Below are 16,017 nucleotides of genomic sequence, written 5' to 3'. Positions count from 1 at the left end.
GCTTGGGGAAGGAGCGTCGGGGACTGACGACAACGCCGGAGGCGGAGGTCCCAGACGCCGCGACGCCGCTGACAATCGTGGACGAGGTCGTAAGCGTCGGGCGGTGCCTCATCCCCGCCGGGCCTCGACCCGGGGGGCGCGACCCTGGGTAGGGTCGGACAGCGGCTGGGCTTCGCCGGGACCCTACCCGGGTCGGCATCGGGCGGTGACCTCTGGCACCGAGGGGCCGCGAGCTGGGCAACGTCCGGGCAGCGCCTGGTCTCCGCCGGACGACGACCCGTTTCGCACCCCGCACCGGGCGGCGTCCCGGGTCCGCACCGGGGCGAAGCTCAGGTCAGCGCCGGGCCGCGAGCAGTGCTCCCAGTACCGCCGCCCGTACCAGATGGGCAGGTGCGTACAGCTCCTTGCCGATCCACAGCGGGGGGTGGCGTTCCACGTCCAGGCCGTGTTCCAACAGGAAGGAGCAGCCCCGTCGCACGGCCTCGGCCGTCGCCCCTGAGCGGGCGTCGGTCGTCAGCTCCAGCAGGGTGCGTACCGCGTAGGCGGTCTCCTCGGCCGTGCCCTCCCAGCGGCCCCACGAGCCGTTGCCGCGCTGCCGCTGCAGGAGCCAGTCGACGGACCCGTGCAGGGAGTCGGCCGCGTCCGGGCCTGCGTACCGGTGCAGGGCCAGGGCGCAGCGCATCGTCGCGAAGTAGGGGGAGGCGTGCCATTTGTCGGACCAGCTGCCGTCCGCCTGCTGGCGGTTCCGCAGCCATGTCGCGATCCGGGCTACGGCGTCCCGGTAGCGGTCGGCGTCGCCGGCGCCGTCGGCCAGGTGGCAGCCCAGGGCCTCCAGGATGTGCGCGTTGGTGGTGGTGGAGGCCTCGTGTTCCGGGATCGTGGACATGAAGTGGGTGCCCGCGTCGTACTGCCACAGATACTCGGGTTCCTGCGGTTCCCCGAGGTGGGCCAGGGCCGCGAGCACGATCGCGCTGGTCTCCGCCTCGTACGCGAATCCCGGCGCGGTCGGAGCACCCGACAGGCCGACGTCGCCGGGCAGTTCCTTCAGCAGCGGGGCGAGCACTTCCCGCGGCACCCCCGCGGTCGCCAGGTTGCCGGCGATCCACGCCCGCTCGTAGAAGACGAGCGAGGTCATCGCGGTAACCGGGCCACCGCCCCGCTCCTGGGTCTGCCGCAGGAAACACACCGAGGGATGCGCGGGCTCGGCCGGCTCGCGCGGGCCGAGCCAGGCCGCGGTGGCAGCCGCGGAACAGCCGACGACCCCGTCGACCGGCTCCATCTCCGCGGCGCCGACGGCCGCAGGGCCGACGATCTCCAGATAGTGACCAGCGAGCGGATTGCGCCAGGCACCGCAGCGCAGGGCGCGCAAGGCGTCGTCGGTCAACCCGTGCGGCAGCGCCAGCGGTTGGGCCGCCGCGTCCCCGAGGACGGCGAGCCGGGCGTTGACGCCCTCCACCAGCGCCGGGATCAGCATGAAGAACACGACCGTCGACGGAACCGGCTGGGCCACCAGAGCGGCCGCCGCCGCTAGCCCCCGCTGCGCGGCCTCGACGAGCGCGGCACGCGGCAGCGGCGACGCCTCGCCCTCCCGGCCCAGCACGGCGATCAGCGCCTCCGTCGCGCTCAGCGTCGGGACCAGGGCGTACCCGCCGGGCCCGGCCCAGCTTCCGTCGGGCCGCTGCTCGTCCAGGAGATGACGGACCCGGGCGGTGTCGCCGTCCAGCCAGGGGGCCAGCGAGACCAGCCGGGCCGTCTCGTACACCGAGGGACCCAGCGCGCCGGTCGGATCGTCCAGCACCCGGTCGACCAGCTCCGCGACGAGCGCGTCGAGATCGGGGCCCGCGGTCACGCGGGGATCTCCTCGGAGACGGTGATGCTGTCGACGAGCAGCGACGACGGCAGCGTCGAAGGGTCGGGGTCGCCCGGCAGGACCGGGCCGCCCGGGCTGCCGATGATGATCGCCAGACAGAAGTACACGGGCTGGTCGAACAGCCAGCCCTTCGGGGTGGTGTCCTGCGGGGTCAGCCGCAGATACTCGCGGCCGTCCAGGTACCAGGTGATCGAGTCGGGGTGGCGCCGCCAGACCGCCGAGTAGGTGTGGAAGTCCGCGCTGAGCGGACTGCCGTCCTCGGTGGTGGTGCGGGCGCCCATGCCCAGGGACGGGATCTGGTGGCACTCGGGGGAGTGGACGGCACCCCACACCGAGTCGGGCTCGGAGCCCAGCGCCTCCAGGACGTCGATCTCCCCGGCCCGGTACCACGCCTGCACCGGGTCCTCGTCGCCCCGGTGCCGCAGCTGAGTGCCCCAGGCCCACAGCGCGCAGTCCAGGCCGGGGCCAGCTGCGGTCTTCACCCGGGCGTCAAGGCGCAGCGCGCCGCCGGGACGCGGCACGAAGTCCTCGCGCCGGGTCTCCAGCCACGCCGCCCGGTACTGCCCGTCCTCATGGGTGGCGGTGATCCTCAGATGCCCGGCCCCGTCCAGGCCGACGTTCGCGGGGTCGTCGGTGTGGAACTCGATGCCGGCTCCGAACGGCTGCCCGGTGACGACCTGCCACAGGGCGGGATCGGGCGGCGACCCGGCCGGGCCGTCGAAGGTGTCCTGCCACAGGACCCGCCACGACGACGGCGGTACGGTCCCGGTGGACGGGGCGGTGGCGTGCTTCTGGTTCACGATCTCCATGTCTTTCTCAGGCTCCGGCTTCGAGATGCTCGGCCATGGCGAGCGGGGTGGGATAGGCGAACAGGTCGGTCAGCCGCACCGGCACGCCCAGCGTCTTCTCGATGCGCTGCACGAGCTGCGCGCCCAGCAGCGAATGCCCGCCGCTGTCGAAGAAGTTGGCGTCCGGCCCGATGCCGGTCCGGCCGAGCGTGGTCTGCCACAGGGCGAGCAACTGCCCGGCCGTACCCGACTGGGCCTCCGGCGCGGCCTCGGCCGCCGCGCCGCGCTCCGAGCGGCGCTGCTCCGCGAGACGGGTCAGTGCGAGATGGTCCCGCTTCTCGTTGGCGGTGGTCGGCAGGGACTCCAGCACCACGATCTCCTGGGGCACGGCGGCGGAGGGCAGCAGGGACCGGACATGGGCGGTCAGCCCGGCCGTGTCCAGCTCGGCCGAGTCGTCCGGGGTCTCCACGAAAGCGACCAGGGCCGCGTCCGCCCCGCCCCGGCCCACCACCACGACGGCGGCATCCCGCACGCCCGGATGGTCGAGCAGCACCGCCTCCACCTCGCTCAGCTCGATGCGATGGCCGCGCAGCTTGATCTGACGGTCGGTCCGGCCCAGCAGCTCGACGCTGCCGTCCGGCCGCAGCCGGGCCAGATCGCCGGTGCGGTAGTGGCGCCCGTACGTGGGATGGTCGCGGAAGCGGTCCGCCGTCAGCTCGGGGCGGTTGTGGTAGCCCAGCGCTACACCCGCCCCGGCGATGCACAGCTCGCCCTGCACACCGACCGGCAGCTCACGGCCGTCCGGGTCGACCACGAACACCCGGGTGTTGGCGATCGGGCGGCCCACGTCCACGCGGGTCACCTCGGCCGGCACCGTGCCCGAGGTGGACCAGATTGTCGTCTCGGAGGGGCCGTACACATTGAGCAGCGAGCCGCCCGAGGCCGCGAGGGTGCGGGCCAGCGCGGACGGCAGCGGTTCCCCGCCGCAGACCAGGCGCCTGCCCGCGAGCCGGCCGTCGGCCGCGTCGGCGACGACACGCCAGGTCGTCGGCGTGGCCTGCACGATGCCGACATCGTGCGCGACCACCTCACCGAGCAGGGCACGGCCATCGGTACGGGCTTCGTCGGAGGCTACGACCAGCCGCCCGCCGCAGACCAGCGGCAGGAACAGCTCCAGCGCGGAGATGTCGAAGGCGAAAGTGGTCAGCCACAGCACAGAGTCCTCCGCGGTGACCTTCAGCTCCTCGGCGAAGTGCTGCACCACATTGGCGAGGCTGCGGTGGCTGATCAGGGTGCCCTTCGGCTTCCCCGTCGAACCGGAGGTGTAGATCAGATACGCGCAGGAGTCCGGATCGGGCCCGCTCGCCGGGGAGTCCGGGAGCGGCCCGTTCTGCGCGACCGGCCCCAGCGGCAGCACACGCGCCCGGACCCCCTCGGGCAGCTCCACGCCCGGCGCCGTGAGCACCGCCCGCGCCCCGGAGTCCTCCAGGACGTACGCCAGACGCTGGGCGGGGTGTTCCGGATCGACGGGCAGATACACCGCGCCGGCCAGCCACACCCCCAGGGCCGCGGCCGCGAGCTCGGGCCCGCGGGGCGCCGCGAGCGCGATGATGTCACCGGCCCCGACACCGGCGTCCGCCAGGGCGACCCGGGTGTGTTCGGCGGCCCCCCACAATGCGGCGTACGTCGTGCTGCGGCCGCCGCCCACGACGGCAGGCGTGGACGGCGCCAGCGCCACCCGCTCCCGCACCGCCGTGAGCACGTCGGCCGGTTCCACCGGGCGCGCGGTGTCGTTGGCGGCGGCCAGGACCGCCAGGTCGGAGGGGCCGGCCAGCGGGAGTCCGCGCATCGGCAGGTCCGGCCCGTCCGCGGCCGCCAGCAGCAGCGACTCGAAGCGTTCGAGCAGTCCCTGCACGTCCGTCCGGTCCAGGATCTGCGTGTAGTACGCGGCCCGGATGGTCACCCTGTCCGCGGAGGACAGGAAGAAGAACTCGAGGTCGAACTTGCTGAACCCGTTCTCCACGGGCAGCCTGCGGGCCGTGGTGTCCGCGAGCGGGAAGGTCGTACGGCCTTCGTCCGGAACGTAGTTGAACAGATGCCGGAAGACGGTGTTGCGCCAGGAGACGCCTCCGTCCCTGCGTAGTTCCGGCGTCAGGATGTCGACCGGGACATCGGCGTGGGCGACCGCCCCGAGGAACGCGTCGCGGGCCGTGCGCACCAGGTCCCGGAAGCCGCCGCCGAGGTCGACGGGGATGCGCAACGGCAGGGTGTTGACGTGGTAGCCGACGGCCCTGGACGCCTCCCGCGCCCGGACATTGACCGGGGTGCCCACCACCAGGTCGGGCCCCGAGCCGTGCCGGGCCAACAGCAGCCCGTACGCGGCCAGCAGGACCACGGCCTCAGGCGCGCGCAGCTCCTTCTGCAGCCGGCGCAGCACCTCGGTCGCCCGCGGCGACAGATCGGCCGTGATCTGGTCACCGGTGAGGGTCGGCTCGGGCAGGTCCTCGCTGTCGCACCACAGGGCGAGCCCCGCGGCATCGGCCCCGGCCAGCTGCCCGCGCCAGTACTCCACGGCGGCCGGACGGGGAGCGGGCTCCCGGTACGGCGGCTGCGCGGTCAGCAGCTCGGCGGGCGGCGAGGCACCGGCCGCGAGCGCCGTGTACCCGGCCGTGAACTCGTCCAGCAGGACCGCGCCGGAGACCGTGTCGAAGACGAGGTGATGGACGGCCAGACAGAACGCGTCACCGTCCGCGCACCTCACCAGCGCGGCCCGCACCAGTGGCAGCCCGTCGATATCGAAGGGCCGCGCGATGAACTCACCCACGACAGAGGTGACTTCGCCTGGCTCCGCTTTCAGCTGCTCGACGTCGATCCTCAGGGTGTCGAGGACCTCCTTGGTGAGGCCCGCCTCCTCCTGCCGGAACACCGTGCGCACGGCCTCGTGCCGGCGCAGCAGCAGGTCGACCGTGCCCTGGACCGCGGGGGCCGACAGAGCTGCGCCTGCCTGGAGGGCGACGGAGAGGTTGTTGACGCCCTTGACGGGCACCAGCTCGTCCAGGAGCCAGAGAGCGTGCTCCTTGCTGTCGGCCGGGAGGGACCGGGGTTGCGTTGCTTCTGGCATTCCAACCGTTCCGTAGATTCGCGTCCGTAGATTCGCGGGAATCCGCCTGTGGGGTATGCGGGTGCGGGGGCGCGTGGCTCCTCAGCCGCGCGTCTCCGTGCCGAGCAGCTCGGCCACCGTGCGGGTGACACCCGGGTCGCGCAGCAGATCGACATGCGGGACGTCCACACGCAGCTCCCGGCCCACGGTGATGTCCTGCCCGGCCCCGCGGGAGCCGTTCAGGCCGCTCGTGGGCGACGAGGACGTGACGACGACGGCCCCCCGCCACGCCGGCAACGGGTCGATCGCTGCGGCCGCGATCAGATAGCCGACGAACGAGGCGAAGACCGCGGTGAACTCCGCCTGCCGCTTCTCGTCCAGCTCCAGCCGGTTGAAGACGGGCTTGGCGGTACGCCGGTACACATCGAGGAGTTCGGCACCCAGCGGGGCCATCTCGGTGTGCTGCTCATGGGCCCGCCGCGCCTCTGCCGCAGCCTCCGCGGTCTCCTCGTCGCTCAGCAGGGTGGACATGGAGTCGAGGACCTTGTGGAACTGCGAGTAGAGCGTCAGCGGGCCGGACTGCTCGGGGTCGAACAGCACGAGCGCGGGTGCCTGGCTCTGCCGGTCGGCGACGCGCTGCGCGATCGCGCCCGCGTAGACGCCGCCGACGCAGAAGCCGAACACCGCGCGGACCGGGCGGCCGTCGGCCGCCACCTCCTCCAGCCACCGCTCGACGGTACCGGTACCCGCCTCCTGGGGAACCGTCTCCCAGATCGAGAAGGGCAGGCCGGCCAGACCCGCCGCGAGATCGGTGAAGCGGCCCTCGGCGCGGCCGGTGGCGTCGAAGTCCACGGCGAGCACCAACTCGTGCGCGTCCGCGTTCCCGAGGACCCGCCACGTCTGCGGTTCGGTCATGGTTCGGGCTCCCCTAAATGCATTGGAAAACAGTGCGTTTGATGTCGTTGTGGCCGTGGAAGCCGTGGAGAACGGTGAATTCGCGGTCACGCTATGTGCGCCTCCCGACCCGGATAACCCCTAGCCGACCCCTTGCGACCCCAGGCCGGCGCGGGTGGGCGACCAGCGCGGCCGTGCTCACCGGAACCGGTCCAGCTGCCCGGACAGCACCTGGGCGACGGCGTCGGTCTGTTCCGAGACGAAGAAGTGACCGCCGTGGAAGACCCGCAGGTCGAAGGGGCCGGTGGTGTGCTCCTGCCAGGCCCCGGCCTCCTCCACGGTGGTCTTCGGGTCGGTGTCGCCGGTCAGCGCTACGACGGGGCAGCCGACCGTCGCGCCCGGCGCGCCGCGGTACCGTTCGATCGCCTTGTAGTCGGCCCGCAGGGACGGCAGGAACATCCGCACGATGTCCTCGTCGTCCAGCGCCGCCTGCGCGGTGCCGTCCAGGGCGCGGATCTCCCGCAGCAGAGCGTCGTCGCCCTTGCGGTGCAGATCCTCGCTGCGGTGCCGGGACGGCGCCCGGCGCCCCGACACGAACAGGGAGACGGGCTTCACACCGGCCCGCTGCTCCAGCCGCGAGGCCACCTCGAAGGCGACGGACGCGCCCATGCTGTGCCCGAACAGGGCGAGCGGCTGGTCGATGCCTACGGCCTCGACGACCGCCTCGAACGCGGCGTCGGCCAGCTCGTGCAGATCCTCGAACGCGGGCTCCTGATGGCGGTCCTGACGGCCCGGATACTGCACGGCCACCACGTCCAGCCGCCCGGCCAGCGCCCGGGACAGCGGGTGGAACGACGTGGCCGAGCCGCCGGCGTGCGGGAAGCAGACCAGGGTGACGGCGTCGGCGGGCGCCGACTGATAGCGGCGGACCCAGGGGCTCTCTGTACGTGTGGGGGTCATGACGCGGTCCTCTTCATCTCCTCGTGCAGATGCGCGGCGAGTTCCGCCGGCGTGGGGTGGTCGTAGATCAGCGTGGGCGGCAGGTCGATGCCGGTGACCTTGGTGAGCCGTCCGCTCAGCTCCACCGCGGTCAGCGAGGCGAAACCGGCGTCGAGGAAGTCCTGGTCGGCCGGCAGCGCGTACGGATCGGCATGCCCGAGCACCGCGGACGCGGCGGACAGCACCGCGTCCAGCAGCAGCGCGGGCCGCTCCTGCTCGGACGCCCCGGCCAGAGCCTGTGCCAGGTCCCCGTCGTCCTCGGGCTCCGGGGCGTCCTCCAGCGTGCCGGCCGCAGCCCTGCCGTGGTCCCACGCCGCCAGCAGCGACAGCACGGCGTTGAGGGAGTCGGCCTCCCGGGCGGAGTCGACGTCGAGCAGCGAGGCCAGGGCACCGAGATCCCGGCTTTCGACGGCCTGCCAGAAGCGCCGCTCCAGGTCACCGCTGCGGGCCATCGGCGTCGAGGCCCGCGACACGGTCGGCCCCGACGGCAGCCAGTACGCGCTGCGCTGGAAGGCGTACGTCGGCAGCTCGACCGTACGGGCGCCGGTGGGGGCGAACACCGCCTTCCAGTCCGGGGACACCCCATGGACATGCAGCTTGGCGATGGCCGTCCCCAGCGTGACGGCGTCGGCACGGTCGCGCCGCTGGACGGGCACCACCAGCGCATGACCGCCCAGGCTCTCGCGGGCCATCGGGGCCAGCACGGCGTCCGGGCCGACCTCGACGTACGCGGTCACGCCCTCCTTCTCCAGATGCGTGAGCTGATCGGCGAAACGGACCGCCTCCCGCGCGTGCCGCACCCAGTAGCCGGGGTCCTCCAGCAGCCCGTCGGCAGCAGTCTCCCCGGTGACGTCGGAGACGACGGGGATACCCGGCGCCCGATACGACACCTCACGCGCGACCGCCGCGAACTCCTCCAGCACCGGGTCCAGCAGCGGCGAGTGGAAGGCGTGACTGACCCGCAGCCGCTGGGTCCTGCGGCCCAGACCCGCGAAGTGCGCGGCGATCTCCTCGACGGCACTCGCGCGGCCCGAAACAACCACGGCCGAAGGCCCGTTGACCGCCGCGACCCCCAACTCGTGCGTCCGCCCGGCCAGCAGCGGCAGCACCTCGTCCTCCGCCGCCTGCAACGAGGTCATGGACCCGTCGGCGGGCAGCGACTGCATCAGCCGGCCGCGCGCCGCCACCAGCCTGGCCGCGTCGGGCAGATCGAAGACCCCGGCGACATGCGCCGCGGCCAGTTCACCGATCGAGTGCCCCGCCAGCAGCTCCGGCCGCAGCCCCCAAGCTTCCAACTGCCGGAACAGCGCCACCCCTACGGCGAACAGCGCGGGCTGCGCGTACTCGGTACGGTCCAGCAGCTCCGCGTCCGGGGTGCCGGACTCGGCGAACACCACATCGGCCAGGGGCCGTTCCAGCAACGGACCGAAGTGCGCGCAGACCTCGTCGAAGGCCGCGGCGAACACCCCGGAGGAGGCGTACAGCTCCCGGCACATCCCGGCCCGCTGGGTGCCCTGCCCGGAGAACAGGAAGGCGACCCTGTGGCCGGTTTTGCCCGCACCCCGCACCACGAACGGCGAGTCCTTGCCACGGGCCAGCGCGTCGAGAGCCGCGAGCCGGTCCGCCGGGTCATCGGCCAGCACGGCACCCCGGTGCCCGAACGCCGACCGGGTCGTGGCCAGCGACAGCCCGACCTGCGCGGCGGTCAGCTCCGGCCGCTCCTGTACGAAGTCCCGCAACAGGGCTGCCTGCGCGCGCAAGGCCGCCGCGCTCTTGCCGGACAGCACCCACGGCAGGACGACACCACCCGGCTCGCTTTCCGTGGCCGGGTTGTCGTCCGGCTCGGCGTGCTCCAGTACGACATGGGCGTTGGTCCCGCTGATACCGAAGGAGGAGACAGCCGCGCGATGCGCACGGCCCGTGTCCGGCCATTCGGTGGTCTCCGTCAGCAGGGATACGGCGCCGGAGTCCCAGTCGACGTGGGTGGAGGGTGTGTCGACGTGGAGGGTGCGGGGGAGGAGGCCGTGGCGCATGGCCATGACCATCTTGATGACTCCGCCGACGCCTGCGGCGGCCTGGGTGTGGCCGATGTTGGACTTCAACGAGCCGAGCCAGAGGGGCTGTTCGGGAGTGTGGTCCTGGCCGTAGGTGGCGAGGAGGGCCTGTGCCTCGATGGGGTCGCCGAGAGTGGTGCCGGTGCCATGGGCCTCGACCACGTCGACGTCCGCGCCGGTCAGCCCGGCACTGGCGAGGGCCTGGCGGATCACCCGCTGCTGCGCGGGCCCGTTCGGGGCGGTGAGACCGTTGCTCGCGCCGTCCTGGTTCACCGCGCTGCCGCGGACCACCGCCAGCACCGGGTGGCCGTTGCGCCGGGCGTCCGACAGCCGCTCCAGCAGCAGGACCCCCGCGCCCTCGCCCCAGCCGGTGCCGTCCGCAGAGGCCGCGAACGCCTTGCAGCGCCCGTCGCGGGCCAGACCGCGCTGCCGGCTGAACCCGATGAAGGTGCCGGGTGTGGTCATAACGGTCACACCACCGGTGAGCGCCAGGGAGCACTCGCCGTTGCGCAGCGACTGCGCGGCCAGATGCAGGGCGACCAACGAGGAGGAGCAGGCGGTGTCGATGGTGATCGCCGGGCCTTCCAGCCCCAGGTGGTACGCCACCCGGCCGGAGGCGATGCTGCCGGAACTGCCGTTGCCGAGGAACGCCTCCAGACCCTCCGGCACCTCGGTCACCTGTGTGCCGTAGTCGTGGTACATGACCCCGGCGAACACGCCCGTACGGCTGCCGCGCAGGGAGCGCGGGTCAATACCGGCCCGTTCCACTGCCTCCCAGGAAATCTCAAGGAGCAGCCGCTGCTGCGGGTCCATGGCCAGGGCCTCGCGCGGCGAGATCCCGAAGAAGCCCGCGTCGAACCCGGCCGCGTCGTACAGGAATCCGCCTTCCACCGCGTACGTCGTGCCGGGGTGGTCCGGGTCCGGGTGGTACAGCGCCTCCGTGTCCCAGCCGCGGTCGTCCGGGAACCCGGAGATGGCGTCGCCGCCGGAGTGCACGAGCCGCCACAGGTCCTCCGGGGTGCGCACCCCGCCCGGATAGCGGCAGGCCATGGCCACGACGGCCACCGCGTCCTCGTCCTGGGCACCTTGCTGCGCCGGGCCGGCCACAGGGCCGGGCTCGTCGCCGAGGGCCTCGGTGACGATGTGCCGGGCCAGCTCGAACGGGCTCGGGTGGTCGAACACCAGCGTGGCGGGCAGTCGCAGCCCGGTGGCCGAGGCCAGCCGGTTGCGCAGCTCGATACCCGTCAGCGAGTCGAAGCCCAGGTCCTTGAAGCTGAGTTCGGCCTCGACGCCGCCCGCGCCCGCGTATCCGAGGATCGCTGCGGTGTGCTCCCGCACCAGGCCCAGCACCACCTCCACACGCTCGGCAGGCTCCAACTCGCCCAGCCGGGCGACCAGTGACCCGCCCTGCGGCTCCGCCCCCTCGCGCGCGGCGGCACGGCGCACCGGGCGCCGGAACAGCCCGCGCAGCAACGCCGGTATGGGCCCCCCGTCGAGGGACCGCCCCAGGGCCGCGACGTCGAGCCGGATCGGCAGCAGATGCGCCTCACCCGACTCGCACGCCGCGTCGAACAACGCCAGCCCCTCGGCCGCGGACAGCCCGGACACTCCGTGGCGGGTCATGCGGTGGAGGTCGGTGTCGGTGAGGTTGCCGGTCATGCTGCTGCGGTCTTCCCAGAGGCCCCAGCCGAGGGAGAGTGCGGGCTGGCCTTGGGCGTGGCGGTGGTGGGCGAGGGTGTCGAGGAAGGTGTTGGCGGCTGCGTAGGCGCCTTGCCCGGGTCCGCCGAAGGCGGCTGCTGCGGAGGAGAAGAGGACGAAGGCGTCCAGGTCGGGGGTGAGTTGGGTGGTGAGCTGGTGGAGGAGGAGGGCCCCGTCGAGCTTCGGGTTCAGGACCGTGTCGAGTTGGTCGGGGGTGAGGTTGTCGACGGTGGCGTCGTCGAGGGTGGCCGCGGTGTGGATGACGGCGGTGACGGGGTGCTCGGTGAGGGCGCGCGTGAGGGTGTCTGGGTCGGTTACGTCCCCGGTGACGATGGTTGAGTTCGCGCCGAGGTCGTTGAGGGTGGTGGCGAGTTCGTCGGCGGGGCGGCGGGAGAGCAGGACCAGGTTCTGGACTTGGTGGTGGGTGACGAGGTGGTGGGCGACGTGTGTGGCGAGGGTGCCGGTGGCGCCGGTGATCAGGATCGTACTGTCGGGACGGAAGACGGGGACTGCGGCCTTCGCGGGAGTGGCCCGGGCGAGGCGCGGCGCCAGGAACTTGCCTTCGCGGATGGCGATCTGAGACTCACCGGTGCTCAGTGCTCCCTGAATTGAGGAAGTGTCCTGGTTGTCGGTGTCGATGAGCACGATCCGGTCGGGGTGTTCGGACTGGGCGGAGCGGATGAGGCCCCAGATGGAGGCGTGTTCCAGGTCGGGGGTGTCCTCGGGTGAGGTGACGACGGCGTTGCGGGTGAGCAGTACGAGCCGGGAGTCGGCGAAACGCTCGTCCGCCAGCCATCCCTGAACCAGCTCCAGCACCCCGTGCAGGGACGTCCGTTCACCGGACGGGCAAGGAGCGATCACGACGTCGGGAGCACCGGGAAGGGCGGGAAGCCCCTCGTCGGTGGACAGCCAGACCGCCTCCCGACCCTCCGTCTGCGCGGCATCGACCGGCACCCACTCCACACGGAACAGTGCGTCCCGCACTACAGCCGCGGCAGCGGCACCCGCCGTCCCGCCGGACAGCGGCCGCAGTGCCAGCGAGTCGACCGTCAGGACCGGGCTGCCCAGGGCGTCCGCGGCGTCCAGCCGTACCTCGTCCTGACCCGTCACGGCCAGCCGTACCCGGAGCACGGTGGCGCCCGTGGCATGCAGGCGTACGCCCCGCCATGAGAACGGCATCAGCGCCGCCGCGCCGTCCTCGGCCAGGCCTCTGAGACCGACCGCCTGCAGTGCGGCGTCGAACAGGGCGGGGTGCAGCTCGAAGTCCTTGGCATCCCCGGCCAGTTCCTCCGGCAGGGCGGCCTCGGCGAAGACCTCGTCACCGAGCCGCCATGCCGCTCGCAGCCCCTGGAACTGAGGGCCGTACTCGAAGCCGCTCTCCCGGAACCGCTCGTAGCGGCCGTCGAGGTCGAGCGGCTGCGCCCCGGTCGGCGGCCAGTCGCCGCTCAGGTCCAGTCCGGGGCCGGAGCCGAGGCGGTCCGGGCTCAGGGTACCGCCGGCATGCCGCGTCCAGGGCAGGCCGTCCTGCGCCGCGTCCCCGTCGGGCCGCGCGTGCACGGTCAGCGTGCGCCGGCCGGACTCGTCGGCGGCGCCGACCCGCACCCGGAGCCGTAGCCCGCCGTCCTCGGGCAGCACCAGCGGTGCTTCGAGGGTCAGTTCCTCCAGCAGCGGGCAACCGGCCCGGTCCCCGGCCCGTACGGCGAGTTCCGCCAGCGCGGTGCCCGGCAGCAGGGCGGCGCCCTCGACGCGGTGGCCGCGAATCCACGGCTGACCGGCGAGCGAGACCCGGCTGGTGAACAGCAGCTCGTCGCCGTCCGCGCTCTCCAGCACGGCACCCAGCAGCGGATGGTTCACCGCGTCCAGGCCCAGCGAGCGTACGTCCCCGGCCGCGCCGGACGCGGCCTTCGGCCAGTAACGCTGCCGCTGGAAGGGGTAGGTCGGCAGCTCCACCCGCCGTGCGCCGCTGCCGGCGAACAGCGCCGCCCAGTCGACGCGGGCACCGTGGGCGAACACCGTCGCCACCGCCTCCACGACCGACGCCGGCTCGGCGCGATCCCGGCGCAGAGCGGCGGCGAAGGCCACCGCGTCGCCCGGCAGGCAGTCCTCGCCCATCCCGGAGAGCACGCCGCCGGGGCCGAGTTCCAGGCAGCTACCGATGCCCAACTCGCCCAGCGTTCGCATGCCGTCGGCGAAACGCACCGCCTGACGGACATGGCGCACCCAGTAGTCCGGGTCCGTCAGCTCCTCGGCGGTCGCCGTACGGCCGGTCACATCGGAGACGACCGGGATCAGCGGATCGCTGTACCGCAGCGAGCTCGCGACCGCCCGGAACTCCTCCAGCATGGCGTCCATCCGGGGCGAGTGGAAGGCATGGCTGACATTGAGCCGCTTGGTACGGCGTCCCCGCTCAGCGAGTTCGGCGGCCACGGCGAGCACCGCGTCCTCGTCGCCGGACACGACGACGGACTGAGGCCCGTTGACGGCCGCGACCGACACGCGTTCCGTGCGCCCGGTCAGCACCTCCGCGACCTCGTCCTCGGTGGCACGCACGGACACCATCGCCCCGCCTGCCGGCAACTCCTCCATCAGCCGGCCGCGAGCGGCCACCAGCGCGCACGCGTCCGGCAGGGTGAGCACCTTCGACACATGCGCCGCCGCCAGCTCGCCGACGGAGTGGCCCAGCAGCGCGGCGGGCCGCATCCCCCACGCCTCGACCAGCCGGAACAGCGCCACCTCTACGGCGAACAGACCCGCCTGGGTGTACTGCGTCCGGTCGAGCAGCGCCGCCTCGGGTGTGCCGGGCTCGGCGAACACGACCTCGCGCAGCGGGCGTTCGAGGTACGGGTCAAGGCAGGCACAGATCTCGTCGAAGGCCTCGGCGAACACCGGGTAGGCGGCGTGGAGTTCCAGGCCCATCCCCGGGTACTGGCTGCCCTGACCAGTCAAGAGGAAGGCCGTGCGGGCGGCCCGGTGGCCTGCGCCCATCACCAGCCCCGGTGCGCCGTCCGACTCCCCGGCGAGCGCCGCGAGGGCCGCGTCGAGCCCACCGTCGGAGTGCAGTAGCACCGCCCGGTGCTCGAACGCCGAACGCCCCGTGGCGAGCGAGAAGCCGACATCGACCGAGTCGGTTTCCCGGGCGAACTCCCGTACCGCTGAGACCTGTTCACGTAACGCGACCGCCGACCTCGCGGACAGCACCCACGGCACGACCGGCATCCCGGCCCCGCGCTCCGGCGCGTCCTCGGAGGCCTCCTCCGCCGGAGGCTCTTCCAGTACGGCGTGTGTGTTCGTGCCGCTCACGCCGAAGGACGACACCGCCGCACGGCGCGGCCGGTCGGCGGCCGGCCAGGGCCGCTCCTCGGTCAGCAGGGATACGGCGCCGGAGTCCCAGTCGACGTGGGTGGAGGGTGTGTCGACGTGGAGGGTGCGGGGGAGGAGGCCGTGGCGCATGGCCATGACCATCTTGATGACTCCGCCGACGCCTGCGGCGGCCTGGGTGTGGCCGATGTTGGACTTCAACGAGCCGAGCCAGAGGGGCTGTTCGGGAGTGTGGTCCTGGCCGTAGGTGGCGAGGAGGGCCTGTGCCTCGATGGGGTCGCCGAGGGTCGTGCCGGTGCCGTGGGCCTCAACGACGTCGACGTCCGCGCCGGTCAGACCGGCGGCGGCCAGCGCGTCCCGGATCACGCGCTCCTGCGCGGGGCCGTTGGGTGCGGTGAGGCCGTTGCTCGCGCCGTCCTGGTTGGCCGCCGTGGAGCGGACCACCGCCAGTACGGGGTGGCCATTGCGGCGGGCGTCCGACAGCCGCTCCAGCAACAGCAGACCCACGCCCTCCGACAGGCTGGTCCCGTCGGCGCTGTCCGCGAACGCCTTGCACCGGCCGTCCGGCGCCAGCCCGTGCCCCTGACCCCGGCTGAACTCGTCGAACAGCGTCGGCGTCGACATCACCGCCACGCCACCGGCGAGCGCCAGCGAGCACTCGCCGGTGCGCAGCGACTGCACGGCCAGATGCAGGGCGATCAACGAGGAGGAACAGGCCGTGTCGACCGTCACCGCCGGCCCCTCCAGGCCGAGCGTGTAGGACACCCGGCCGGAGGCGACGCTGCCCGCGCTGCCGTTGTAGACATAGCCCTCGACGGCGTCCGGCGACTCACCGACCAGCGTGCCGTAGTCGTGGTACATGACTCCGGCGAAGACGCCCGTACGGCTGCCGCGCAAGGCGCGCGGGTCGATGCCGGCCCGTTCCACTGCCTCCCAGGAGGTCTCCAGGAGCAGCCGCTGCTGCGGGTCCATGGCCAGGGCCTCGCGAGGTGAGATCCCGAAGAAGGCGGTGTCGAAGTCGGCCGCGTCGTACAGAAATCCGCCGTGGTCGTACAGCCCGTCCAGGTCCCAGCCTCGGTCCGTCGGGAACTCCGACACGGCGTCCTCGCCCGCGGCCACCAGCCGCCACAGGTCCTCCGGGGTGCGTACACCGCCGGGGTAGCGGCAGCTCATCGCGACGATCGCGATCGGCTCCCGGCCGCGCTCGGTGAGTTCGCGGTTGTGCTGCCGCAGCCGCTCGGTCTCCTTGAGGGACGCCCGCAGGGCGGCGACGACATTGTCGTTGGGGTTGCTCAT

General features: G+C 72.9%; 6 protein-coding genes. All 6 read right to left on the bottom strand.

Annotated elements, in window-relative coordinates:
• Nucleotides 1-334: 334 nt before the first annotated feature.
• Nucleotides 335-1,849 carry a prenyltransferase/squalene oxidase repeat-containing protein gene (locus tag ACFYY6_RS36375; RefSeq protein WP_389197465.1) on the bottom strand — a complete coding sequence of 505 codons (1,515 nt, stop codon included), beginning with the start codon at nucleotides 1,847-1,849 and terminating at the stop codon, nucleotides 335-337.
• Complete coding sequence (locus tag ACFYY6_RS36370; protein ID WP_351524595.1) at nucleotides 1,846-2,670, bottom strand: glycoside hydrolase family 16 protein; 825 nt, start codon at nucleotides 2,668-2,670, stop codon at nucleotides 1,846-1,848. Before ACFYY6_RS36370 ends, ACFYY6_RS36375 begins: the two co-directional genes overlap by 4 nt.
• A 16-nt stretch (nucleotides 2,671-2,686) precedes the next feature.
• On the bottom strand, nucleotides 2,687-5,779 hold the full coding sequence (locus ACFYY6_RS36365) for an amino acid adenylation domain-containing protein (protein WP_351524594.1): 3,093 nt from the start codon (nucleotides 5,777-5,779) through the stop codon (nucleotides 2,687-2,689).
• 81 nt (nucleotides 5,780-5,860) lie between these two features.
• Nucleotides 5,861-6,673 carry a hypothetical protein gene (locus ACFYY6_RS36360; RefSeq protein WP_389197463.1) on the bottom strand — a complete coding sequence of 271 codons (813 nt, stop codon included), beginning with the start codon at nucleotides 6,671-6,673 and terminating at the stop codon, nucleotides 5,861-5,863.
• 177 nt (nucleotides 6,674-6,850) lie between these two features.
• Entirely contained in the window at nucleotides 6,851-7,612 is a 762-nt protein-coding gene (locus ACFYY6_RS36355; protein ID WP_389197461.1) for a thioesterase II family protein, read from the bottom strand.
• Nucleotides 7,609-16,017, bottom strand: a complete 8,409-nt coding sequence (locus ACFYY6_RS36350) for an SDR family NAD(P)-dependent oxidoreductase (protein WP_389197459.1) — start codon at nucleotides 16,015-16,017, stop codon at nucleotides 7,609-7,611. The genes ACFYY6_RS36355 and ACFYY6_RS36350 overlap by 4 nt, the downstream gene beginning before the upstream one ends.

The sequence above is a fragment of the Streptomyces sp. NPDC001750 genome (assembly GCF_042892615.1).
GTDB lineage: Bacteria > Actinomycetota > Actinomycetes > Streptomycetales > Streptomycetaceae > Streptomyces.
This window is presented reverse-complemented; position numbering and strand designations above follow the sequence as displayed.